Below are 24,157 nucleotides of genomic sequence, written 5' to 3' on the forward strand. Positions count from 1 at the left end.
ACTGGCGTTTTGTTGCGCAAAATGCCCCCGCACTGGTGATTTAACCATGAGAAAAGTCGCGGTTATCGTCGCCGGCGTACCTGTGCCACCACTGGATAACTATTTGAAACGTCTTAAAATAAACTACATCCTCATCGGCGTTGTTACCCTGCTTCTGGCTCTCGCGCTGTGGCCCAATATCACCTGGCGCAGCGGCCAGGGTGGGCAACTCCAGGAGATCATTTCCCGCGGCGAGTTGCGTATCAGCACGCTGAACTCCCCGCTGACCTATTTCAACACCAAGCAAGGGCCGGGTGGGCTCGACTACGAACTGGCGAAGCGCTTCGCCAACTACCTCGGGGTGAAGCTGGTGGTGATCCCCCATCAGAACATCAATGACCTGTTCGACGATCTGGACGACGACGACGCCGATCTGCTGGCGGCGGGTCTGATCTACAACCAGGAGCGCCTCAGCCGCGCGCGCACCGGCCCGGCCTACTACTCCGTTTCCCAACAGCTGGTGTACCGGCTGGGCACCCCGCGGCCGAAAAGTTTCGCCGACATTAAAGGCAAGCTGGCGGTCGCTTCCGGTTCCGCGCACGTCAGCACCCTCAAGCAGCTCAAACAGGATAAATACCCGGATCTCGCCTGGGAGTCCTCCAGCGATCTCACCTCCAAAGAGCTGCTGGAGCGAGTGGCCGACGGCAAGCTGGACTACACCCTCGGCGATTCGGTGACCATCGCGCTGCTGCAGCGCATCCATCCGCAGCTGGCGGTGGCGTTCGACGTCACCGACGAAGAGCCGGTCACCTGGTATCTGAAACGCGACGGCGACGACAGCCTGTACGCGGCGATGCTGGACTTCTACAGCCAGATGGTGGACGACGGCACCCTGGCGCGGCTCGAAGAGAAATACCTCGGCCACGTCGGCAGCTTCGACTATGTGGACACCAAAACCTTCCTGTCGGCCATCGACTCGGTGCTGCCCAACTTCCGCCCGCTGTTCGAGAAGCACGCCAACGAGATCGACTGGAAGCTGCTGGCGGCCATCGCCTATCAGGAATCGCACTGGAATCCGCAGGCCACCTCACCCACCGGCGTGCGCGGCCTGATGATGCTGACCCGCGCCACCGCCGACGGCCTCGGGGTCAACGACCGCCTCGATCCGGAAGAGAGCATTCAGGGCGGCGCCCTTTACCTGCAGCGGCTGATGGCCAAGGTGCCGGACAGCGTGCCGGAAGACGAGCGCATCTGGTTCTCGCTGGCGGCCTACAACATGGGCTGGGGCCACATGCTGGACGCGCGCAAGCTGACCAAGGCGCAAAAAGGCAACCCGGACAGCTGGGTCGACGTCAAACAGCGCCTGCCGATGCTCAGCCAGAAGCGCTACTACCCGCAGCTGACCTACGGCTATGCGCGCGGGCGTGAAGCCTACAACTATGTGGAAAACATTCGCCGCTACCAGGTCAGCCTGGTGGGCTATCTGCAGGAAAAAGAGAGAAAGGCGGCGCAAGCGGCCGCCGAGCAGGAGGCGTTGGGGAAAGGCTACCCGACGGTGATGCCGGAACTGGCGCTCAACTACTGATTATTCCGGCTTATCCGCCGCCCGCTGCGCCAGCCTGAGCGCTTTTTTCTGTTCGCGGCGCAGGCGGAAGAAATTGCTCAGGGTGGCGGCGCACTCCTCCGCCAACACGCCCGAGACGATCTCCACCTGATGGTTCATGCCCGGATGGCGCAGAATGTCCACCAGTGAACCGGCCGCGCCGGTTTTCTCGTCGGCGGCGCCATACACCAGCCGGCGGATACGGCTGTGCACCATCGCACCGGCGCACATCACGCAGGGCTCCAGCGTGACGTACAGCGTGGCATTCAGCAAACGGTAGTTTTGCAGCACCGCGCCGCCCTGGCGCAGCGCCATGATCTCGGCGTGTGCGGTAGGATCGTGTCGGCCGATCGGGCGGTTCCAGCCCTCGCCGATGACCTGATTGTCCAGCACCAGCAGCGCCCCCACCGGCACCTCGCCCTCTTCCTGCGCGCGCAGGGCCAGCTGCAATGCCTGACGCATCCAGTACTCATCGTTATATTCAGTCATCGCATAATTCCTCGTGCGCTTTTGCGGCGGGCATTATACACACTAGCCCTCCTTTGTCGTAGCCGCCCGCCAATGGCTATACTGGCCGAATCAGCGTGTGATTCAGGGACAAGAAGCATGAAACTCAGTAAAAAGAACGCCGTCGTGGTGCGTAAGGCGCTGGACGGCTGGGTGGGAGAAGGCGCCTTGACGCCCGCACAACGGCAGCAGCTGCTGCAGCATGTGGCCGTGCAGCCTTTCGACTGGCGGCGGCTGGCGCGCTATGCGTTTCTCGCCGCGCTGGCCTCGCTGCTGATCGCCGTCACCAGCCTGTTCGCCGACAGCGAACTGCTTGCATGGCTCAGCGGACTGTTCCGCTTCGACGCGCCGGTGCGCATGGCGATCGCCGGCGTACTGGCGGCACTGACCTACGTCTGGGCGCTGCGTCGCCGCCGGCGCCACCCGGAAAAACGCTACGGCAATGAGGCGGCGCTGTTTGTCGCCGTGTTGCTTACCGCCTGCGCCTTATGGCAGCTGGGGGTCTGGCTGGATAACGGCAGCGGCCGGGTTTCCGTGCTGCTGCTGTTCGCCGCGCTGCTGTACGGCGCGATCGGCTGGTTCAGCCGCTCCGGGCTGGTGTGGTGGTTCGCCCTGCTGTCGCTCGGCAACGCCTTCGGCGCCGAGACCGGCTACCTGTCCGGCTGGGGCGCCTACTGGCTCGGCATGAGCTACCCGATTCGTTTTATCGCCTTTGGCGCGGTGCTGATCGCCGCCGCGCTGCTGCTGCGGCCGCTGTTGGCGCAACGCGGCCTGCAGCGGGTGTCGCTGGCGATGGGCCTGCTGTATCTGTTTATCGCCCTGTGGCTGCTGTCTATCTTCGGCAACTACGGCGACCTCGACAGCTGGTACCGCGCACGCCAGATCGAGCTGTTCCACTGGAGTCTGCTGTTCGGGCTGGCCGCCCTCGCCGCCATTTGGCTGGGATTGAAGCATGACGACGCCATGCTGCGCGGCTTCGGGCTAACCTTCCTCGGCATTAACCTGTATACCCGCCTGTTCGAGTTTTTCTGGGACAGCATGCCGAAGACGATTTTTTTCGCGCTGCTCGGCCTGAGCCTGTGGGCGCTGGGGCATTATGCGGAGAAGATTTGGCAGCTGGGGCGCCAGCCGCACGACGTGACCGACGACCGATCGCGGTACTGATAAAAACAGCAAGGGCGGAATCCTCCGCCCTTGGCTTATTCCAGCTGCTGCAGCTCGCCCTGCTTGCTTACCCGCCAGCGGTGCTCGCAAAAGAACAGCAGCGGATTATCCTGCTTGCTGTCGCTGTAACCGCTGTACAGCTTTAGCGGCGCGCCGAGCCGCTGCTCCAGCTGCACCACTTTTTGCGTCCCCAGGCAGCGCAGAGTCAAGACCCAACCGCCGCAGCGGCGCGTGATGCGGCTGCCGATCAACCGCACCCGCGGCAGAAACGCCGAATCGCGATACACCTGCTCCACCAGCCGTTCCGGCGAGCCGGTGATCAGCCACACTTCGGCATCGTGCTCGTCCAGATACTGCCGCAGCCGCATTTGCACCACCGGAAACGCGGTCACCTTCTGGCGAAAGGCCTCGATAAACTGCCGCTCCAGCGCCTTGAGCTTCGCTTCGGAGCGCCCGAAAGTAATCGCCCACAGCAGCAGGCTCATCGGCCAACGCGCGGCGCGCCCCAGCAGCAGCAGCGCCAGGCCGATCGGCGGCAGCACCGGTATCACCAGCAGCAGGTTCAGCGGCAAACGGCGCAGCAGAAAGCGCAAGAAGCTGCCGAACATATCCTCCTGATGCAGGGTGCCGTCCAGATCGAAAAAGACCACGCGGCGCCCCTCTGCGGCCGGTTGTTGCTGCTTGTCGCTCAAACGCTACTCCTCGGGATCGTTGAACCCCATCATCCAGGTGAAGAGAAAACCGGCGATAATCGTAATCAGCATCCCCGCCAGATACAACATCACCTTACCTGAGACGATGGTCAACGCCAAAGGCAACCCCGAAATGCCGAAGGTGATTACCGTCGCCACCTTCCAGTAGCTGATCAGCGCGCCGCCGACCGCACCGCCGAGGCAGGCGCCGATAAACGGCCGCCCCAGCGGCAACGTCACCCCGAAGATCAGCGGTTCGCCGATGCCGAGAATGCCGACCGGTAACGCCCCTTTGATCACCTTCTTCAGCCGCGCGTTGCGGGTCTTCAACAGCACCGCCAGCGCCGCCCCCACCTGCCCGACGCCGGCCATCGCCAGGATCGGCAGCAGCGGGTTGGAACCGTGCGCCTGCACCAGCTCGACGTGGATCGGCACCAGCCCCTGATGCAGGCCGGAGAGCACCAGCGGCAGGAACAGCCCCGAGAGCAGCGCCCCCACCAGCAGCCCGCCCTTGTCGATCGCCAGATTGGCGCCGTGGGCGATGGCGTCGGAGATAATGCCGCCGATCGGCTGCAGAATCAGGATCGCCAGCGAGGCGGTGACCAGCGTGGTCAGCAATGGATTAAGGATCAGCTCAACCGATTCCGGCAGCAGCGTGCGCAGGCGTTTCTCCACCCAGCACATCAACGCCACCACCAGCAGCACGGCGATCACCCCGCCGCGCCCCGGCTGCAGCGCCTCGCCGAACAAGGTGATCTGCGCCAGAGCCGGGCTGGAGAGAATGCCCGCCATCACGCCGCCCATCGCCTGGGAGCCGCCGAACACCCGCGCGGCGTTGACCCCGACCAAAATGTTCATGATGGCGAACACCGCGCTGCCGAAGATCGCCAGCAACCCCAGCACGTTCGGGTAGTCCACCGCCAGTTGGCCGGCAATGTCGGGCCGTTTCAGCAGGTTGATGATGCCGGTGATCAGGCCCGAAGCGATAAACGCCGGGATCAGCGGAATAAAGACATCGGCCAGCTTTTTCAGCGCGCCGCTCATCGGTGCAGCGTATTTTTGCTTGGCCTGCGCCTTGATGCGGGCCGCGTCACCGACGGCGACGACGGGCTGCGCGCTACCGCTCAGCAATGCGCGCATGGCGTCCACCACCTTGGCGGCGGCGCCCGGGCCAACGATAAACTGATGCTGCTCACCCTGTTTGATATAGCCCTTCACGCCGGACAGCTGCTTGAGAGCGGCCAGATCCAGACGCTGTTCGTCGCTGACCTCGACGCGTACCCGCGTCATGCAGTTCTCCAGTTTGAGGATATTGCCCTCGCCCCCCACGCCCGCCAGGATCTGTGTCGCCAATGCCGTTGTCTTGTCCATCGCCGCCCCCACCGTGAATTAACGCGCCAGCGCCGCGCGCAGGTAGCCGTCGTGCCGCTGCAGCCGCTGCTGCGCCTCTTCGGCGCTGACGCCGGCCAGAATCATCAGGATCGCCGGCTTGACCTCGAAGCCGGTCTGCGCCAGCGCCGCCTCGGCCTGAGCGCGTTCGGCGCCGGTGGCCTCCACCACGATGCGGCAGGCGCGATCCACCAGTTTGACGTTGGTGGCCTTCACGTCCACCATCAGGTTCTGATAGACCTTGCCCAACTTGACCATCGCGCCGGTCGACAGCATGTTGAGCACCAGCTTCTGCGCGGTGCCGGATTTCAGGCGCGTCGAACCGGTCAGCGCCTCCGGCCCCACCACCGGCGAGATCGCCACCTGCGCTTCATGCGCGATCGGCGAATCCGGGTTACAGGAGATGGCCACCGTCGGGCAGCCCAGCCCGCGCGCATAGCGCAGTGCGCCGATCACATAAGGCGTGCGCCCCGAGGCCGCCAGCCCCACCACCATATCGACGGCGGTGAGGTTCAGCGCCCGGAGATCGGCTTCGCCCAGGGCTTCGTCGTCTTCCGCCCCCTCCACCGCCTTGAGCAACGCGCCCGGCCCGCCGGCGATCAAGCCCACCACCACGCCGTGCGGCACGCCGAAGGTCGGCGGGCACTCGGAGGCATCCAGCACGCCCAATCGGCCGCTGGTGCCGGCGCCCAAATAAATCAGCCGCCCACCGGCCTTCAACGCCGCCGCGGCCAAATCGACCGCCTGCGCGATCGCCGGCAGCACCTTTTCGATCGCCTCCGGCACCTTGCGGTCTTCCTGGTTAAAGCAGCGGACCATCTCCAGCGTCGACATCTCATCCAGCCCCAGGGTGGCCGGGTTGCGGGTTTCCGATACCAGTGCGCCTAAGTTCATCTGTTCACCTTTGAATTTTTAATTCACAAATTTAAATCAATATTTGAATATTTTATTCAACAAAGCGAGCGCTATTTGCTATTTTAACGACGAGCTCACAAAAATTTTCACCGCGCGTTTTCGCCGCCTGCGTGGCAAAATGGCCGCTGGTTTCCAGGGAAAGATCAATGAGTACCCTTCTGCGCATACGCCAGATGTATCCGACACTGGCGCAAAACGACCGCAAGCTGGCGGATTTTTTGCTGAACAACGCCGAGCAGGCGCGCCATCTCAGCTCGCAAAAGCTGGCCGAGCTGGCCGGCATCAGCCAGTCGAGCGTGGTGAAGTTCGCCCAAAAGCTGGGCTATAAGGGCTTTCCGGCGCTGAAACTGGCGCTGAGCGAAACGCTGGCCCAGCCGCAGGCCGAGCCGGTGGTGACCGTTCACAACCACATCCTCAGCAGCGACACGCTGAAAATCGTCGGTGAAAAACTGCTGGCGGAAAAGCAGGCGGCGCTGCGCGCGACGCTGGACATCAACAGCGAAGAGCGGCTGCATCAGGCGCTGGACATGCTGCGCCAGGCGCGCCGGGTCATGCTGATCGGCATCGGCGCCTCCGGGCTGGTGGCCAAGGATTTCTCCTTCAAACTGCTGAAAATCGGCGTGATGGCAGTGGCCGAACCGGACATGCACGTCCAGCTGGCGGCGGTTCAGGCGCTGGACAAACGCGATCTGCTGCTGGCTATCTCTTTCAGCGGCGAACGGCGTGAAATCAATCTGGCGGCGGAAGAGGCGCGCCAGGCCGGCGCCAGAGTGCTGGCGCTGACCAGCTTCTCTCCCAACGGCCTGCAGCAACGCGCGGACCACTGCCTCTATACCATCGCCGAAGAGCCCCACACCCGCAGCGCGGCCATCTCTTCCAGCACGGCCCAGTACGCCCTCACCGACCTGCTGTTTATGGCGCTGATCCAGCACGATCTCGATCATGCCCGCGATCGCATCAAACACAGCGAACAGTTAATGAAAAAGTTGGTTTGAGGCGTATAATGGCGGCCGATAAAACGCCGCCAGCTCAATTATTTCCCTTCTCTGCATTCGAAAAATAATGTGCGGGCGGTGACTCGCTCAATTATCGTTCAATAATTGAGCATGCATGGACAGCATTATTTAACGATACCATTATGAATACACACACTGTTATTTTAGATAAGTTGCGGCACTCCGTGGCTCACCCGACCCTGCGCACTTTTTTATTTTACGCCATTATTGCTTTGATATTGATCAAAGCGATGGGATACAGCGGCGGAAAAGGCATTGATATTCTTTTTATTGCACTTACCTTGTTATTATTATCTATCCATTCGCTTACCCGTTACGGCCTGATTATTCCGTTTATTCTGCTATGCGCGCTGTATGCGCCGGTCGGGGCCATATACGGTTCCCCATCAGCCGTCGTGGTGTCCGCCCTGCTGCAATCCAACCCGATAGAGGCAAGGGAGTTTTTGCAAACCCTCCCGGCCAGCTGTTATCTGTTACCTGTCGCCATTCTGGTTACGCCGGTCATTCTCGGTCGATTTATTTGGCGATACCCCCTGTCAAAGAAAACAATATTGACCGCATTGGCCCTGCTTACGGTGATTATTATCGCCAGAGCATTCAGCGGTGGGTTGAGTAATCTTCGATTGCCTGATTTCTTTTTATCCACTTATTCAGCTTACCATCAATACCAACAGCAGATTGATGAATTAAACACCGACGCTTCAGCACCAAACCGCTGGTCGCTTTCCGCCGGCGCACCAACGAATGAGAACTATGTCATTATCGTCGGCGAAAGTATGCGCAGGGATCATATGTCCTTATTTGGTTATCCGGTGTCCACTACACCGTTTCTGGATAATGCCAAGGGACGGTTTTACAGCAATTATATTTCCACCGCGCCGAATACGTTCGAATCGCTCCCCCGCACGCTGGCTTTAAGCAACGGCCACAACATTGCCCTCGGGGATAATCTTATCACCCTGGCAAAAGCCGCCGGCCTCAATACCCACTGGCTGTCCAATCAGGGCATGTTCGGGCAATTCGATACGCCGGTATCAAAAATCGCCATGTTCAGCGATAGCCATTACTTCCTGAAGAAAGGCGACTATCAATCGCGCAACACCGATGATGATGCACTGCTGCCGATATTTGACCAATTATTGAGCCGCCAGGGGCAAGGCAACCTGTATGTGCTGCATCTGATGGGCTCGCACGCCGACTTTTGCGAGCGGCTTAACGGCGAACCGCCGAGCGTCGAGTCGCCGAATAAGGAGCTGGCCTGCTACCTCTCTACCTATCGCAAGACTGACCGTTTTATCGAGCAGGTTTATCAAAGTCTGAAACAGACCGGCGCGCCGTTTAAACTGTTCTATTTCTCCGATCACGGTCTTTCCCATAAGGATATCGGCGGCATACGTTCTCTGCGTCACAGCGGCGATACCCGGCAGAATTACCAGGTGCCGTTGCTGGTGCTGAGCGATCGCGACCAACAGCACCAGATCATTGATGATCCCTTGAGCGCGTTCGATTTTATCGGGTTGTTTGCTCAAGAGGCGGGAATACGGGTTACCCATCCGGAGGTGATGCCTACGATGCGTATGGCGGATACCGATAAGCGCTGGGTGTTTGACGGGCAGAGAAGAGTTGATTTCGATCAGTTGGCTGATGACCCACCTGAGTTACCCTAAGCGGTAAGATGACGAAAAAACGCCCGCCGCGCGGCGATTCTATGATAGATTGCGCGCCAGCCCGAGCACACCGATGGAAAGATAACTGACAATGGCACTGCTGATTACCAAGAAATGCATCAACTGCGACATGTGCGAGCCGGAATGCCCAAACCAGGCGATTTCGATGGGCGATGAGATTTATCAGATCGATACCGATCGCTGCACCGAGTGCGTCGGCCATTACGATACGCCGACCTGCCAGCAGGTTTGCCCGATCGACAACACCATCATCACCGATCCGCAGCATCGCGAGACCAACGAACAGCTGTGGGACAAGTTCGTGGTGCTGCACCACGCCGATCGCATTTAATTTGCCGCAGGACTGACAAGGGCGCCACAGGCGCCCTTGCTATTTTCAGCTTTCGACGATCACCGTCGCGCAGGCGTAGCGCCGTTCGTCGGCCAGCGAAACGTGGATCGCGGTGACCCCCATCTCCCCGGCCAGCTCGGCGGCGCGGCCGTGCAAACGAATATTCGGCTTGCCCAGCGCATCGTTGAACACTTCGAACTGATTGAACGCCAGGCCGTTGCGAATGCCGGTGCCGAACGCCTTGGCGGCGGCCTCTTTCACCGCGAAACGTTTGGCCAGAAAGCGAATCGGCTGCTGGTGCTGCTGATACAGCGCCCACTCGGCGTCGCTCAGCACGCGGCGCGCCAGGCGATCGCCGCTGCGCTCCACCACCGCTTCGATACGCGCCATCTCGACGATGTCGGTTCCCAGCCCGAGCACCGCCATTACCGGCGCGCTTCCCGCATCAGCACTTTCATGTCGGCAACCGCGGCCGGCAGCCCGCTCATCACCGCCTGGCCGATAATCGCATGGCCGATGTTCAGCTCGTGCATCTCCGGCAGCGCGGCGATCGGCTGCACGTTATGGTAGGTCAGGCCGTGGCCGGCGTTGACCTTCAGCCCTTTCTCGGCCGCGTAGGCGGCGGCTACCGCGATACGGCGCAGCTCGGCCTGTACCGCCAGCTCGCCCTGCGCTTCGGCGTAGGCGCCGGTATGGATCTCGATATAGGGTGCGCCCACCGCCACCGCCGCGTCGATCTGGCGATGATCGGGATCGATGAACAGCGAGACCAAAATGCCCGCCTGCGCCAGGCGCTCGACCGCCACGCTCATTTTGTCCAGCTGGCCGGCGACGTCCAGGCCGCCTTCGGTGGTCACTTCTTCGCGCTTTTCCGGCACCAGGCAGCAGAAATGCGGCTTCAGCTCAATGGCGATGTCCAGCATCTCGTCGGTCACCGCCATCTCCAGATTCATGCGCGTCTGGATGGTCTGGCGCAGCAGGCGCACGTCACGGTCGGTGATGTGGCGGCGGTCTTCGCGCAGATGCACGGTAATGCCGTCGGCCCCCGCCTGTTCGGCAATGAATGCCGCCTGAACCGGATCCGGGTATTGGGTTCCGCGCGCGTTACGTAACGTGGCGATGTGATCGATATTGACGCCCAGCAGCAAATCAGCCATGACAACCTCTAAATACGATTTTCAGTGCCAGCAGTTTACACGCGGGCGCAAGGCGGCAAAAGGGGAAAAGGTCAGGCGTCGTCGACCGGCGTATTCGGCTGTTTGCGCACGAACTGGCGGAACAGTTCGCGGCTCTTCAACGGCTTGCCGCCGAGGTAGGGTTTCAGCGCCATGCGGGTGAAACGCTTGGCGGCGCGCAGCGTCTCGGCATCGGGAAACTGCCGCTCCGCCAACGCGCGCAATTCGCGCCCGGTGAAGCTGTAGTGATCCACCACCAGGCTGGCGATGAAGCCTTTCTCTTCGCGATAGCGATAGGTCATGGCATCATCCACCGGCAGGCCGCTGCCGGCGCAGTGCAGGAAATCGAGGCCGTAACCCAGGTGGTGCAGCAAGGCCAACTCGAACTGGCGCAGCGCCTGCTCCGGCGAGCTGTCTTCCGCTGCCAGCGCCTGCAGGCATTGCAGATAGTCGAAGAACAGCACCGAATAGTTGGTTTCCTGCTCCAGCACGCGCGCCAGCAGTTCGTTCACGTACAGGCCGCTGTAAAGCATCATGCCGCTGAGGGGTAAACCGAGGGAGACCGCTTCGGCGTTGCGCAGCGTTTTCACTTCGCCGCGGCCGCCCCAGCGCACTAACAGGGGGGTAAAGGGCTGCAGACAGCCCTTCAGATTGGAGCGGCGGCTGCGCGCGCCTTTCGCCAGCAAGCGCACCCGCCCATGACCTTCGGTAAACAGATCCAGCATCAGACTGGTTTCACTGTACGGCCGCCCATGCAGGACGAAAGCGCGCTCCCAGCCGTCCACGGATCGTTACTTCAGATCGTCAACATAGCCCAGGCTGCGCAGCGCACGTTCGTCGTCCGCCCAACCGGATTTCACTTTCACCCACAGCTCGAGATGCACTTTGGCGTCGAACATCTGTTCCATGTCCTGGCGCGCTTCGATGCCGATGGTTTTGATCTTGGCGCCCTTGTTGCCGATGACCATTTTCTTCTGGCCTTCGCGCTCAACCAGGATCAGGCCGTGCACATCGTAGCCGCCGCGATCGTTGGCCACGAACTGTTCGATTTCTACCGTCACCGAGTACGGCAGCTCTTCGCCTAGGAAACGCATCAGCTTCTCGCGGATGATCTCGGAGGCCATAAAGCGCTGTGAGCGATCGGTGATGTAGTCTTCCGGGAAGTGGTGTTCCGCTTCCGGCAGCAGCTTGCGCACGATGCCGGCGATGGTGTCGACGTTCATGCCTTTTTCGGCGGAGATAGGCACCACGTCGAGGAAGTTCATCTGCTGGCTGAGGAACGCGATGTGCGGCAACAGCTTGGATTTGTCGGTGACGTTATCGACCTTGTTGATCGCCAGCAATACCGGGCAGCGCAGGCTGCGCAGCTTGTTGACCACCATTTCGTCGTCGGCGGTCCAGTTGGTGCCTTCGACCACGAAGATCACCAGTTCGACGTCGCCGATCGAGCTGCTGGCCGCGCGGTTCATCAAGCGGTTGATGGCGCGTTTTTCTTCGATGTGCAGCCCTGGGGTATCGACGTAGATCGCCTGATAGGCGCCATCGGTGTCGATGCCCATGATGCGGTGACGGGTCGTCTGCGGCTTACGCGACGTAATGGAAACCTTCTGCCCCAGCAGTTGGTTCAGCAACGTCGATTTGCCCACGTTCGGGCGGCCGACGATGGCGATAAACCCGCAGTGTTGTTTTACTTCGCTCATTCAAGCTCCAGCTTTTTCAGCGCTTGTTCCGCTGCCGCCTGCTCGGCTTTACGGCGGCTCGAGCCGGTGCCCACCACGGGCTCGCTCAAACCACTCACCTGGCAGTGGATGGTAAACTCTTGGTCGTGCGCTTCACCGCGAACCTGCACTACCAAATAAGAAGGCAACGGCAGATGACGCCCCTGCAAAAACTCCTGCAGACGGGTTTTCGGGTCTTTCTGCTTATCACCGGGGCTGATTTCGTCCAACCGGCTGCGATACCAGTCCAAAATCAGACGCTCGACGGTCTGGATATCACTGTCCAGGAACACGCCGCCGATCAATGCCTCCACCGTATCCGCCAGGATTGACTCGCGGCGGAACCCACCACTTTTCAATTCGCCCGGCCCAAGCCGCAGACATTCGCCCAGGTCAAACTCGCGCGCCATCTCCGCCAGCGTGTTGCCGCGCACCAGCGTGGCGCGCATGCGGCTCATATCGCCCTCGTCGACGCGAGGAAAGCGGTGATAGAGCGCATTGGCGATGACAAAGCTCAGAATCGAGTCACCCAGAAACTCAAGACGTTCATTGTGTTTACTGCTGGCGCTGCGGTGAGTCAAAGCCTGCAGTAAAAGCTCCTGCTGTTGAAAAGTGTAGCCCAGCTTCCGCTGCAGCCTGTTTATTACGATGGGGTTCATGAGTTACCAATAGATCAAGAATGCGTCAAAAACTTGCAGCATACGGAACAGGCCTGCTTCGCCGAAAGCCGATCCAAAGCTGTTTCGTTTGCAGTGGCTCCCAGCAGGGGCCAACTTTTTATCGCTCGAGAAAGTATTCTACAACGAGTGGAAACATAATGCTGTGTTTTATATCCCCTTAATCTTTCACGCCGCAGTAGGCTGCGGCGTGAAATTAACAGGGAATCAGTCAGCGATTAATGAATGCCGCCGATCCGGCTGAAACGCACGCCGGTAGGCCACTCACCTTCCTGCTTTTCAAAGCTCATCCAGATGGCCGTGGCTTTACCCACCAGATTCTTCTCCGGCACAAAGCCCCAGTAACGGCTGTCCGCGCTGTTGTCGCGGTTGTCGCCCATCATGAAGTAATGCCCGGTCGGCACCACCCACTCCGCCAGCGGTTTGCCCGGCTGTTGGTAGTAAGCGCCCACCCGATCCTGCGCGTCCGGCACGGTCAGGATACGATGCGTGACGTTGCCGAGGCTTTCCTGGCGCTCGCGCATGCGAATGCCGCCCGGCGGCACGTTATCGCTCAGCGGGATCTGGTAGAAGCCGTTGCTGGCCTCGCCCATGCCGCTGCGGCTGAACAACTGCACGAAGTCGCTCGGCTGCGCGTCGGCGTAGGTCACCGCCAGCGCGGTATCGCAGGACTGCCCACTGTTGCAGGACGGCTGCACGGTAACGCGCTTATTCACCGGATCGTAAGTAATACGGTCGCCCGGCAGGCCGATCACGCGCTTGATATAATCCAGTTTCGGATCCAGCGGATATTTAAATACCGCAATATCGCCGCGCTTCGGATGGCCGGTTTCAATGAGCGTGGTCTGGGTAATCGGATCTTTAATGCCGTAGGCATATTTCTCCACCAGAATGAAATCGCCAATCAACAGCGTCGGCATCATTGAGCCGGACGGGATCTGGAACGGTTCGTAAATAAACGAACGCACCACAAAGACCAACAGCAGCACCGGGAACACCGATGCGCCGGTCTCCACCCAGCCTGGCTGCTTCGCCACTTTCGCCAGCGTTTTATCGTCTACGGCGCCCGCGGTCTGTGCGTTGACCGCCGCGATCTTCGCGCGGCGGGCCGGCGCCCATTTGAAGCGCTCGAAGCACCAGATGATCCCGGTGACCAGGGTGGCCAACGCCAGGATCAGGGCAAACATATTCGCCATGCAAACTCCCTCGTTTCGCGAACTCGTCGCGGTTACTTGCCGTCTTTACCGACGTGCAGAATGGCCAGGAACGCTTCCTGCGGCAGTTCGACGTTGCCGACCTGCTTCATGCGTTTCTTACCGTCTTTCTGTTTCTGCAGCAGCTTTTTCTTACGGCTGACGTCACCGCCGTAGCATTTCGCCAGCACGTTTTTACGCAGCTGCTTCACGGTGGAACGCGCGATGATGTGCGTGCCGATCGCCGCCTGAATCGCGATGTCGAACTGCTGACGCGGGATCAGATCTTTCATCTTCTCCACCAACTCACGGCCGCGATACTGCGAGTTGTCGCGGTGAGTGATCAGCGCCAGCGCATCCACGCGCTCGTTGTTGATCAGCACGTCCACGCGCACCATGTCGGAGGCCTGGAAGCGCTTGAAGTTGTAATCCAGCGACGCATAGCCGCGCGACGTGGACTTCAGGCGGTCGAAGAAGTCGAGCACCACTTCCGCCATCGGGATTTCATAGGTCAACGCCACCTGGTTGCCGTGGTAGACCATGTTGGTCTGCACGCCGCGTTTCTCAACGCACAGGGTGATGACGTTACCCAGGTATTCCTGCGGCATCAGCATGTGACATTCGGCGATCGGCTCGCGCAGTTCCTGGATGTTGTTCAACGGCGGCAGCTTGGACGGGCTGTCGACGTAGATCACTTCTTTGCCGGTGGTTTCCACTTCGTAGACGACCGTCGGCGCGGTGGTGATCAGATCCAGATCGTATTCACGTTCCAGACGCTCCTGAATGATCTCCATGTGCAGCAGGCCGAGGAAGCCGCAGCGGAAGCCGAAGCCCAGCGCGGTGGAGCTTTCCGGCTCGTAGAACAGGGAAGCGTCGTTGAGGCTCAGCTTGCCCAGCGCATCGCGGAAGGACTCATAATCGTCGGAGCTGATCGGGAACAGACCGGCGTACACCTGCGGCTTCACTTTCTTGAAGCCCGGCAGCGCTTTATCCGCCGGCTGACGCGCCTGCGTCAGGGTATCGCCCACCGGCGCGCCGAGGATGTCTTTGATCGCACAGACCAGCCAGCCCACTTCGCCGCAGTTCAGCACGTCGCGATCGACCTGCTTCGGCGTGAAGATGCCCAGGCGGTCGGCGTTGTACACCTGGCCGGTGCTCATGACCTTGATCTTGTCGCCCTTGCGCAGCGTGCCGTTCTTGACGCGCACCAGAGACACGACGCCCAGGTAGTTATCGAACCAGGAGTCGATGATCAGCGCCTGCAGCGGCGCATCGGGATCGCCCTGCGGCGGCGGGATGTCGCGCACCAGGCGCTCCAGCACGTCGGGCACGCCGACGCCGGTTTTGGCCGAGCAGCGCACCGCATCGGTGGCGTCGATGCCGACGATGTCTTCAATTTCCTGCGCGGCGCGATCCGGATCGGCGGCCGGCAGGTCGATTTTGTTCAGCACCGGCACCACTTCCAGATCCATTTCGATCGCGGTGTAGCAGTTGGCCAGCGTCTGGGCTTCGACGCCCTGACCGGCATCCACCACCAGCAGCGCGCCTTCGCAGGCCGCCAGCGAGCGGGAAACTTCATAGGAGAAGTCAACGTGGCCGGGGGTGTCGATAAAGTTGAGTTGATAGGTCTGCCCATCCAGCGCCTTATAATCCAGCGTCACGCTCTGCGCTTTGATGGTGATGCCGCGCTCGCGCTCCAGATCCATGGAATCGAGCACCTGCGCGGCCATTTCACGGTCAGACAAGCCGCCGCAGATTTGGATAATGCGGTCAGACAGCGTCGACTTACCGTGGTCAATATGGGCAATAATGGAGAAATTTCGTATATGCTTCATTATAAAAGTTTTTCTGCCTTGGTATTTCTGAATTACTCGCCTATAGAAACCCGCATGGACCTAAAGCGACAGTGAATGGGTTAGGCCGTCTTGCACCTGAATCGCTGCATTCTACATGCCACACCACTGAAAACCTAGCGATCGGTGCAGTGAAGGCATTCTATTATGCGCCGCTAAATGTTACAGGGCGCCCCGGCGGGTGAAAACAGATGTTAACGCGGACGATACGGCCTGAACCCAAGGCTTGCCGATGATTCGTGGCCACCAAACTCCGGCGCTAATACATAACCGGCCGCAGCGCAATAAACCCTCTCCGAAATAATAAAAAAAGAATATTTGGATCAACCTCTTAGATTTCCATCTCATCCATCTTCCTTTAGGAAAAACCCCATATACGCCACCACCGCCCCTCGGATAGAAAGGGCATGAACTCCGCGACAAAACATTATTCAGGGCACTACATCGGCAGCCTACCGGGGTTCACCAGCATATCTGCGTACGTTGATTGGAAGGTGCATTATGATCGATAAAGGGCAAATGCTGAGCCGGCACGATTTTTCAAAGGTCAACTGGGGCATTCTGGCGGCGGCGGCGCTGCTGTTTAGCGTGGGGGCGGCGCTGTTGGTGCTGCCGCTGCTGAGCAGCATTGATGAGAGCGAGGTCATCACGCTGTTGCAGGCCGGCGCGGGCACGATTTTACTCGGCTGTACGCTGCTGGCGCTGCGGCATTATCTGCGTCCGACGCTGACCTATCGCCTGTACGAGCACGGCGTGCGGGTCTTTGACGGCCACCATCACAAAGAGCGCTTCATCCCGTTTGAGAAGATCGGCGATATCTATCGCTTTCGCGGCGGCCAGGCTTTTGGCGGGCTGTTTGACGTCACGGCGTTCCGCGCCGGCGCGGATCAGCCCTGGTGTACGGTTTTCAGCAATGTCGCCCATTCGTGGCGGCTGGCGGACGTGATCGTCGACCAACAGCTGCAGCAGCGCGGGCCGCTGGCGCTGAATGCGCTCTATCAAGGGGAGACGGTGTCGTTTCACACCGTTGAGGGCGACGCGCGCTGGCTGTGGCAACTGCTGCTCGGCAAGCGGCAAGGCACGCCGACCGAAACGCTGCGGCTGAGCGCCACCCTGCTGACCACGGAACGGGGCAACGTGCCGCTCGAGCAGATCCGCGCGGTGGAAAACCATCCGCAGCGCGGCATCCGTTTGCTCGACGGCCAGGGAAATGTGCTGTTCGCGATTAACTACGATTCGCTGCTCAGCGCCGATCTGTTCATCGCGCTGCTGGAGCATATGATCCACAACCGCATCCCCGCCTATCACAACCCGGCGATGACGCGGCCGTCGGTTTAAATCAGCGGGGAATTTTCCGCCTGCATGCGCATCGCGGTAGGCGGCAACCCAATCTGCAGCACCACCGGCTGATAATCGGCCTGCTCGCCCAGACGCCGGGCCAACCGACGCGCCAGCATAAAGGCCGCCGCGCCGCCCAGTACGGCGCCGACGGCCGCCGAGGCGTCGCTGCCGAAACAATATTGCAGCAACGTGCCGCCCAGCATCATGCCCAGCAGCGGCGTCAGGTAAACCAGCATGGCGGAGCGCAGCAGGCTGCCTTCCGCAATGCCGACTTCAACGCGCTGCCCCGGTTCGAGCGGCTGATCGATATGCACCTGCAGCTGATGCTCGGTTTCCGGCACCAGCTCGTTCAGCGCGCGCGCGCCGCAGCCGGAACGCGCGGTGCAGCTGCCGCAGCCGGCCTTGGGTTCACAGCGCAGCAGCGCTACGCCCTGTTGCCACGAAACCACCGTGGCCCACTCTTTCATCATTGCGGCGATACCTTGAAAGAAATGCTGTCGGCGATGCGCTTGGCCGTAGCCGGCGGCAATTCGCCCACGATAGTGATTTCGTTGCCCGCGCGCACTTCGGTCTGAATGGTGCGGCGCCCCTGACGGTAGTATTGCTGCCCGGCTCCGCTGCCCGCCGGGCTGACGTTGACCGAGAAGCTGAACAGGCCGTCGCTGTAGAGCCGGGATTCAACCGGCACGGCGACGTTCGGCAATTTTCGGCGATTGCGCGCCACCTCGTCCACCCCGGCCGGCAGCCAGCCGGTGCTCCAGCTGAGCTTGACGTTTTCTACCGCCGGCAGCGACAGCAGCGGCGGCAGGTTGGCTTTGAGCAGCCCCTGCATCGCGCCCTGCACGTCGGCGCCGACCGCGAAGGAGATCACCCGATATTGCTCCAGCGTTTCGCCGTCGCGATCGAGCAGATCCACCCGCAGCGGCAGCTTGGTGTCCTCGTCCATCCAGACGATATAGCTGTAGCGGGAACCGTCGCGCGCCACCACGCGCAGCACTTCACACGGCCGATCGGCGATGCGGGTGCTGCCCACGGAGATAAAGTCGTAGTACTTGGCCAGGCGGGTGAAATCGGCATAGACGATCGCCGGCAACGCATCGACGATGTGATCGCCGGTGAGCGTGAACGGCTCCAGGCCAGGCTCGAAGTAGCTGATCCCGCCGCCGCGCTGCAACACTTCGCGGCGCGGGCCGTCCATATGCAGCAGCTGGCCGAGCGGCACGTTGCCGATCACCGCATGGCGATAGCGCAACGACTCGATTCCCTGCTTGCTGATGCTGATGTAGGCGAGCTCGTAATTGAGAGAACGGCTGGCGCTGCTCATCTGTTGCAATAACGCCCCGGACGCAGTTGGCTGCGCCGGGGCGATGCTGGAATAGAGCAGGCTGCCCGTCAATAAACAAACGGAGAACCAGATTTGCTTCATTACTGCTGTTGCATTCCTAAAGACTGAGTTCCGGGAACCTGAATGGCGGCCTGTTGCGGGTTGCCTTGCTCAAGCTGCAGCTGATCCGAATGCAGGCGACGTTGCAGTTCATAGTCCTGCAGCATGGCGTTGATGCGCTTGCGCTGTTCCTGCACCTGCTGCTGTTGGCCGCTGCCGGTGGAGAAACTGTCGGCCGGGACGCCCAGGCTGACCGGCGAGGCCTGGCCCATGATCGGCAGCGTGGTGAAGGCCGGCGATTCGGACGCGTTCGATGGCGCAGAAGGCTGGTTGTACTGCTGCACGCCGACGATCACCGCCAGCGACACGCAGGCCGCCATACCGATTTGCGTAATCTGGCTCGCCCAGGGACGCACTTTGTCCCGGAACGGCATTTTCTGCCAGGTGTGAGGCTGCGGCTGAGATTCCTGAACGGCGGAAGGCACCAGCCGGGCGGGTTCTTTCTCAAGTGCAGCGGCTACGCGATCGGCGATGTCGAGATGCATCACTTGCCCGACATCACCTCGCAGTGTGTCACGTATCAGGTGATAGCTCTGCCAGCTTTGTTGAAGCGTTCGATCTTGCGACAGAGAACTCAACAGCTCGCTGTCGAACGATTCACCATCCATCAGAGCGGAAAGCTTTTCTTTCTGCATGCCTAAGTACCCTTCCTGTGCCCGCCATTGCTAACGCTGGATCAGCGGTTGAACTTTATTATCGATAGCTTCCCGGGCGCGGAAAATACGCGAACGTACGGTTCCGACCGGGCAATCCATGATGGCGGCTATCTCTTCGTAGCTTAGACCATCCAACTCCCGCAGGGTAATCGCCATGCGAAGATCCTCGGGGAGCGACTCAATGGTACGGAAAACTATCTGTCTCAGCTCTTCTGACAACATTAAGTTCTCAGGGTTCGAAATTTCTTTCAGTGCGCCCGCACTTTCGTAATTTTCCGCATCGTTGGCGTCCACATCACTGGATGGCGGACGGCGCCCCTGAGCAACCAGATAATTCTTTGCCGTGTTCACGGCGATTCGATACAACCAGGTATAAAAAGCGCTGTCGCCACGGAACGATTCCAGTGCGCGATAGGCCTTGATAAACGACTCCTGCACCACATCGGGCACATCGCCCTGCGGCACATAGCGGGAAACGAGACTCGCCACCTTATGCTGATAGCGCACTACCAGTAGGTTAAACGATTTCTGATCGCCCTTTTGGACCCGCTCGACCAGAACTTGATCCGTTAACTGCTCGCTCATCCGAGGTAAACTCTCCCCAAATCCGTCTCCACGCGTAAAATTGTACTGCCAGCCATACATTATTTTCCTGAGCAAGCACTCGCTTGGAGTTCATATAGAACACGAAGTTCCATATCGCCATTGTTTTTTCTGTTGATGTCACCCTATCCGTGGCTTTTGCCCGGACAGTTAGGCTAACATGAAATTCACTCTTCTTCTGCACACATCATACGTTATGCAACCATCATCTGAACATGTAAGCGATGTACTGATCGTCGGCAGCGGCGCTGCGGGCCTGTCACTGGCGCTGCGCCTGGCGCAGCATTGCAAGGTTACCGTTCTCAGCAAGGGGCCGCTCAGCGAGGGAGCCACCTTTTACGCCCAGGGCGGGATCGCCGCGGTGTTCGATGAGACGGACAGCATTGCCTCACACGTTGATGACACTTTGATTGCCGGCGCCGGCCTGTGCGACAAAGAGGCCGTCGAATTCATCGCCGGCAACGCGCGCCACTGCGTGCAGTGGCTGATCGATCAGGGCGTGCTGTTCGACACCGAGGTCAACGCGCAGGGCGAGGAGCATTATCACCTCACGCGCGAAGGCGGCCACAGCCATCGCCGCATCCTGCACGCCGCGGACGCGACCGGTAAGGAAGTAGAGACCACGCTGGTGGGGAAAGCAAGCGCTCACCCCAATATTTGCGTGATGGAGCGCCGCAACGCGGTTGACCTTATCACCTCGAACAAAATCGGCCTGCCGGGCACCCGCCGAGTGGTGGGCGCGTACGTCTGGAACCGCGAGCTGGAGCGGGTGGAAACCTACCGCGCCAAAACGGTGGTGCTGGCGACCGGCGGCGCGGCCAAGGTATACCAATACACCACCAACCCGGACATCTCCTCCGGCGACGGCATCGCCATGGCCTGGCGCGCCGGCTGCCGGGTCGCCAACCTGGAGTTCAACCAGTTCCACCCGACCTGCCTGTTCCATCCGCAGGCGCGCAACTTCCTGCTGACCGAAGCGCTGCGCGGCGAAGGGGCTTACCTGAAGCGCCCGGACGGCAGCCGCTTTATGCCGGATTTCGACCCGCGCGGCGAACTGGCTCCGCGCGATATCGTCGCCCGCGCCATCGACCATGAAATGAAGCGTCTGGGCGCCGACTGCATGTACCTGGACATCAGCCACAAGCCGGCGGAGTTCATCACCCAGCACTTCCCGATGATCCACGAGAAGCTGCTGACGCTGGGCTTCGATCTGACCCGGCAGCCGATCCCGATCGTCCCGGCGGCGCACTACACCTGCGGCGGCGTGATGGTCGATCAGCACGGCCGCACCGATCTCGACGGGCTGTACGCCATCGGCGAGGTCAGCTATACCGGCCTGCACGGCGCCAACCGCATGGCGTCGAATTCGCTGCTGGAGTGCCTGGTGTACGGTTGGTCGGCGGCGGAAGACATTCTGCAGCGCCTGCCGTTCATCCAGCAGGCCAAACAGCTGCCGCACTGGGATGAAAGCCGGGTGGACGATGCGGACGAACGGGTGGTGATTCAGCATAACTGGCACGAGCTGCGGCTGTTCATGTGGGATTACGTCGGCATCGTGCGCACCACCAAGCGGCTGGAGCGCGCCCTGCGCCGCATCAACACCCTGCAGGCGGAAATCGACGAGTACTACGCTCACTTCCGCATCTCCAACAACCTGCTGGAGCTGCGCAATCTGGTGCAGGTGGCAGAGCTTATCGTGCGCAGCGCCATGGCGCGCAAAGAGAGCCGCGGCCTGCACTACACGCTGGACTACCCGGATCTGCTGCCGGAAGCGCTGCCGACCATATTGCAGCCTTAAACTCTGCGACAGGGCGCCTAATCGGCGCCCTTTTCTTTTCAGTAGAACAGGTAGAAGTCGGCGATCAACCGGCGGAAATCGTCGGTGTAGCTGCCGTCGGCCTGCTTGATCGCCAGCGCCTGCGCCTGCAGCGGCGTTTCCCGCCGCGTCAGCGCCAGCAGCACCCGGTGCAGCGGCGTATCGGCCCGATCGCTGACGTTCACTTTCACCGCCGTGTGCCAGCCGCTTTGCTGCGCCAGGCGTTCGAATTCAGCGCCGATGTCGTGCGGCAGCACCACGCAAAACGTCCCCTGCGCCGCCAGCAGCTGTGCCGCGCAGGCCAACAGCGCCTCGTGCGTCAGGGTTTCGGTGTAGCGCGCGTTGTGGCGCGCCTGGTCGCGGCAGGCCACCGCCGGCTCGAAATACGGCGGATTGCTGACGATCAGATCATACTCAGCGGCATGCCGCTGCGCATAATGGTGAATATCCTGCGCATGCACGCGGATCCGCTGCGGCCACGGCGATGCCGCCGCGTTTTCGCGCGCCTGGCCGGCGGCGGCTTCGTCCAGCTCCACCGCGTCAATGGTCACTTCGTCGCCGCTGCGCTGCGCCAGCATCAGCGCGATCAGCCCGCTGCCGCTGCCGATGTCCAGCACCCGGCGCGCCTGCCCCAGCGGCGCCCAGGCGCCGAGCAGCACCCCGTCGGTGCCCACTTTCATGGCGCAACGATCGTGGGCGACAAAGAATTGTTTAAAGGTAAAACCCCCGCGGCGCGGGGTAAAATCGGCTTTCGATCGCTTGCTCACACTCACCACCTGGCTATAAAACTGGCGTAGCATAAGGCAATCTGATCGACGGGAAAAGAGCGGCTTTCCGCTTAAATAGGTGAAGATCGCGGCCAACCCGTCTATAATCGGCGCCCCAAGTAGAGGTAGACCATGACAGCAACCACTTTTTCCGAACTCGAACTCGATGATCGCCTGATCGACGCGCTGCGCGACAAAGGCTACGATCGCCCCACTGCCATTCAGGCCGCTGCGATCCCGCCGGCGATGGACGGGCGCGACGTCTTAGGTTCGGCTCCGACCGGCACCGGCAAAACCGCCGCCTTCCTGCTGCCCGTTTTGCAGCACCTGCTGGACTTCCCGCGCAAGAAATCCGGCCCGCCGCGCGTATTGATCCTGACGCCAACGCGTGAACTGGCGATGCAGGTCGCCGATCAGGCGCGTGAATTGGCTGCTCATACCTCGCTGGATATCGCCACCATCACCGGCGGCGTCGCTTACATGAACCACGCGGAAGTGTTCAGCGAAAATCAGGACGTGGTGGTCGCCACCACCGGCCGTTTGCTGCAATACATTAAAGAAGAGAACTTCGACTGCCGTGCGGTGGAAACCCTGATCCTCGACGAAGCCGACCGCATGCTCGACATGGGCTTCGCGCAGGACATCGAAACCATCTCCGCCGAAACCCGCTGGCGCAACCAGACGCTGCTGTTCTCCGCCACGCTGGAAGGCGAAGCGATCCGCGAATTCGCCGAGCGCATCCTGAAAGAGCCGGTGGAAGTGGAGGCCGATCCGTCGCGCCGCGAACGCAAAAAAATCCTGCAGTGGTACTACCGCGCCGATGACGTGCAGCACAAAACCGCGCTGCTGATCCACCTTCTGAAGCAGCCGGACGTGCAGAAATCGGTGATCTTCGTGCGCAAACGCGAGCGCGTGCACGAGCTGGCCACCTGGCTGCGCGAAGCGGGCATTAACACCTGCTATCTCGAAGGTGAAATGGTGCAGGCCAAACGCAACGAAGCGGTCAAACGCATGATGGATGGCCGGGTTAACGTGCTGGTGGCCACCGACGTTGCCGCACGCGGCCTGGATATCCTCGATATCACCCACGTGTTCAACTTCGACATGCCGCGCACGGCGGACACCTACCTGCACCGCATCGGCCGTACCGGCCGCGCCGGGCGCAAAGGCACCGCCATTTCGCTGGTGGAAGCGCACGACCATCTGCTGCTGGGCAAAGTGGGCCGTTACCTGAACGAGCCGCTGAAAGCGCGCGTGATCGACGAACTGCGGCCAAAAACCAAGGTGCCGAATGAGAAGAGCAACGGCAAGCCGTCGAAAAAAGTGCTGGCCAAACGCGCGGAAGATAAAGCGAAGAACAAAGAAAAGGCCAAGGTGAAAGTGCGCCATCGCGACGCCAAAAACGTCGGCAAACGCCGTCAGGCGAAGGCCAAACCGGCCGGCGACGCGGAATAACCACCGCTGCCTAAGAAAAAACCGCCTGTACAGGCGGTTAATGAGATGGTCACCCCCACCCTGTGAGCGGTACGCTGGCAGGGTGTTTTTCTTTCTGAAGGGGATCATCATGCAAAACGTTACGCTCATCGGTATTGACCTCGGCAAGCAGTCGTTTCATGTTCACGCTCAGGAT

24 protein-coding genes are annotated in these 24,157 nt (G+C 60.7%); 8 read left to right on the plus strand and 16 right to left on the minus strand.

Going from position 1 to position 24,157, the window contains the following annotated elements; genetic code table 11:
• The first annotated feature begins 103 nt into the window (after positions 1–103).
• On the plus strand, positions 104–1,564 hold the full coding sequence (mltF, locus tag REA38_RS22020; RefSeq protein WP_060388325.1) for a membrane-bound lytic murein transglycosylase MltF: 1,461 nt from the start codon (positions 104–106) through the stop codon (positions 1,562–1,564).
• Here the strand turns inward: mltF and tadA are convergent, their stop codons facing one another.
• Positions 1,565–2,071, minus strand: coding sequence for a tRNA adenosine(34) deaminase TadA (gene tadA, locus REA38_RS22025; protein WP_033648933.1), 507 nt, complete (start codon positions 2,069–2,071; stop codon positions 1,565–1,567).
• 117 nt (positions 2,072–2,188) lie between these two features.
• Here tadA and REA38_RS22030 point away from each other — a divergent pair, with 117 nt between their 5' ends.
• Positions 2,189–3,253, plus strand: coding sequence for a DUF2157 domain-containing protein (locus REA38_RS22030; protein ID WP_308886631.1), 1,065 nt, complete (start codon positions 2,189–2,191; stop codon positions 3,251–3,253).
• 35 nt (positions 3,254–3,288) lie between these two features.
• Here the strand turns inward: REA38_RS22030 and yfhb are convergent, their stop codons facing one another.
• Genes yfhb through murQ form a run of 3 tightly spaced genes read right to left on the minus strand, consistent with a single transcriptional unit; the run spans position 3,289 to position 6,228 of the window.
• Positions 3,289–3,945 carry a phosphatidylglycerophosphatase C gene (gene yfhb, locus REA38_RS22035; protein ID WP_049234852.1) on the minus strand — a complete coding sequence of 219 codons (657 nt, stop codon included), beginning with the start codon at positions 3,943–3,945 and terminating at the stop codon, positions 3,289–3,291.
• A gap of 3 nt (positions 3,946–3,948) precedes the next feature.
• The gene (locus REA38_RS22040) at positions 3,949–5,316 is read right to left on the minus strand and encodes a PTS transporter subunit EIIC (RefSeq protein ID WP_041036370.1); all 1,368 of its coding nucleotides are present in this window, start codon (positions 5,314–5,316) and stop codon (positions 3,949–3,951) included.
• Positions 5,317–5,334: 18 nt separating this feature from the next.
• A complete protein-coding gene (gene murQ, locus REA38_RS22045; protein WP_103774389.1) occupies positions 5,335–6,228 on the minus strand; it encodes an N-acetylmuramic acid 6-phosphate etherase in 894 nt (297 codons plus the stop codon).
• A 167-nt stretch (positions 6,229–6,395) separates the two neighbouring features.
• On the opposite strand from murQ, the gene REA38_RS22050 reads away from it, so the two are divergent.
• The 3 genes from REA38_RS22050 (at position 6,396) to REA38_RS22060 (ending at position 9,284) form a co-directional block, all read left to right on the plus strand.
• Positions 6,396–7,244 carry a MurR/RpiR family transcriptional regulator gene (locus tag REA38_RS22050; protein WP_033648938.1) on the plus strand — a complete coding sequence of 283 codons (849 nt, stop codon included), beginning with the start codon at positions 6,396–6,398 and terminating at the stop codon, positions 7,242–7,244.
• 143 nt (positions 7,245–7,387) lie between these two features.
• Positions 7,388–8,932, plus strand: a complete 1,545-nt coding sequence (locus tag REA38_RS22055; protein ID WP_308886634.1) for a phosphoethanolamine transferase — start codon at positions 7,388–7,390, stop codon at positions 8,930–8,932.
• Between the two features lie 91 nt (positions 8,933–9,023).
• Positions 9,024–9,284, plus strand: a complete 261-nt coding sequence (locus REA38_RS22060; RefSeq protein WP_033635622.1) for a YfhL family 4Fe-4S dicluster ferredoxin — start codon at positions 9,024–9,026, stop codon at positions 9,282–9,284.
• Between the two features lie 45 nt (positions 9,285–9,329).
• Here REA38_RS22060 and acpS read toward each other — a convergent pair whose 3' ends face one another.
• From acpS to lepA, 7 genes are all read right to left on the minus strand, one after another.
• Positions 9,330–9,710, minus strand: a complete 381-nt coding sequence (gene acpS / locus REA38_RS22065) for a holo-ACP synthase (protein WP_004929169.1) — start codon at positions 9,708–9,710, stop codon at positions 9,330–9,332.
• Entirely contained in the window at positions 9,710–10,441 is a 732-nt protein-coding gene (gene pdxJ / locus REA38_RS22070; protein ID WP_025303943.1) for a pyridoxine 5'-phosphate synthase, read from the minus strand. The genes acpS and pdxJ overlap by 1 nt, the downstream gene beginning before the upstream one ends.
• Before the next feature lie 71 nt (positions 10,442–10,512).
• Entirely contained in the window at positions 10,513–11,244 is a 732-nt protein-coding gene (gene recO / locus REA38_RS22075; protein WP_004929165.1) for a DNA repair protein RecO, read from the minus strand.
• Positions 11,245–11,250: 6 nt separating this feature from the next.
• Positions 11,251–12,159 carry a GTPase Era gene (era, locus tag REA38_RS22080; protein WP_004929162.1) on the minus strand — a complete coding sequence of 303 codons (909 nt, stop codon included), beginning with the start codon at positions 12,157–12,159 and terminating at the stop codon, positions 11,251–11,253.
• On the minus strand, positions 12,156–12,836 hold the full coding sequence (gene rnc, locus REA38_RS22085; RefSeq protein ID WP_004929158.1) for a ribonuclease III: 681 nt from the start codon (positions 12,834–12,836) through the stop codon (positions 12,156–12,158). Before rnc ends, era begins: the two co-directional genes overlap by 4 nt.
• 236 nt (positions 12,837–13,072) lie before the next feature.
• On the minus strand, positions 13,073–14,050 hold the full coding sequence (gene lepB / locus REA38_RS22090; protein WP_308886636.1) for a signal peptidase I: 978 nt from the start codon (positions 14,048–14,050) through the stop codon (positions 13,073–13,075).
• A 32-nt stretch (positions 14,051–14,082) separates the two neighbouring features.
• The gene (lepA, locus tag REA38_RS22095) at positions 14,083–15,882 is read right to left on the minus strand and encodes a translation elongation factor 4 (protein ID WP_033648940.1); all 1,800 of its coding nucleotides are present in this window, start codon (positions 15,880–15,882) and stop codon (positions 14,083–14,085) included.
• Positions 15,883–16,401: 519 nt separating this feature from the next.
• On the opposite strand from lepA, the gene REA38_RS22100 reads away from it, so the two are divergent.
• Positions 16,402–17,238, plus strand: a complete 837-nt coding sequence (locus tag REA38_RS22100) for a hypothetical protein (RefSeq protein ID WP_033654302.1) — start codon at positions 16,402–16,404, stop codon at positions 17,236–17,238.
• Here the strand turns inward: REA38_RS22100 and rseC are convergent.
• The 4 genes from rseC to rpoE are packed head-to-tail and all read right to left on the minus strand — an operon-like array spanning position 17,235 to position 19,926.
• Positions 17,235–17,711: a SoxR-reducing system protein RseC gene (rseC, locus tag REA38_RS22105; protein WP_033635627.1), complete on the minus strand. Its 477-nt coding sequence runs from the start codon at positions 17,709–17,711 to the stop codon at positions 17,235–17,237. The two genes, REA38_RS22100 and rseC, sit on opposite strands and share 4 nt — an antisense overlap.
• Entirely contained in the window at positions 17,708–18,667 is a 960-nt protein-coding gene (gene rseB / locus REA38_RS22110) for a sigma-E factor regulatory protein RseB (RefSeq protein WP_033635628.1), read from the minus strand. The genes rseC and rseB overlap by 4 nt, the downstream gene beginning before the upstream one ends.
• Positions 18,667–19,320, minus strand: coding sequence for an anti-sigma-E factor RseA (rseA, locus tag REA38_RS22115; RefSeq protein WP_308886637.1), 654 nt, complete (start codon positions 19,318–19,320; stop codon positions 18,667–18,669). Before rseA ends, rseB begins: the two co-directional genes overlap by 1 nt.
• Positions 19,321–19,350: 30 nt before the next feature.
• Positions 19,351–19,926, minus strand: a complete 576-nt coding sequence (rpoE, locus tag REA38_RS22120) for an RNA polymerase sigma factor RpoE (protein WP_004929136.1) — start codon at positions 19,924–19,926, stop codon at positions 19,351–19,353.
• A 214-nt stretch (positions 19,927–20,140) separates the two neighbouring features.
• Between rpoE and nadB the strand changes: the two genes are divergently transcribed.
• The gene (gene nadB, locus REA38_RS22125) at positions 20,141–21,742 is read left to right on the plus strand and encodes an L-aspartate oxidase (protein WP_170310565.1); all 1,602 of its coding nucleotides are present in this window, start codon (positions 20,141–20,143) and stop codon (positions 21,740–21,742) included.
• 38 nt (positions 21,743–21,780) lie between these two features.
• Here nadB and REA38_RS22130 read toward each other — a convergent pair whose 3' ends face one another.
• The gene (locus REA38_RS22130) at positions 21,781–22,560 is read right to left on the minus strand and encodes a methyltransferase (RefSeq protein WP_308886638.1); all 780 of its coding nucleotides are present in this window, start codon (positions 22,558–22,560) and stop codon (positions 21,781–21,783) included.
• Between the two features lie 99 nt (positions 22,561–22,659).
• Between REA38_RS22130 and srmB the strand changes: the two genes are divergently transcribed.
• The gene (gene srmB, locus REA38_RS22135) at positions 22,660–23,982 is read left to right on the plus strand and encodes an ATP-dependent RNA helicase SrmB (RefSeq protein WP_016929798.1); all 1,323 of its coding nucleotides are present in this window, start codon (positions 22,660–22,662) and stop codon (positions 23,980–23,982) included.
• Positions 23,983–24,157: the final 175 nt, after the last annotated feature.

Source organism: Serratia sp. MF1(2023), from assembly GCF_030954545.1.
Taxonomy (GTDB): Bacteria; Pseudomonadota; Gammaproteobacteria; order Enterobacterales; family Enterobacteriaceae; genus Serratia; species Serratia sarumanii.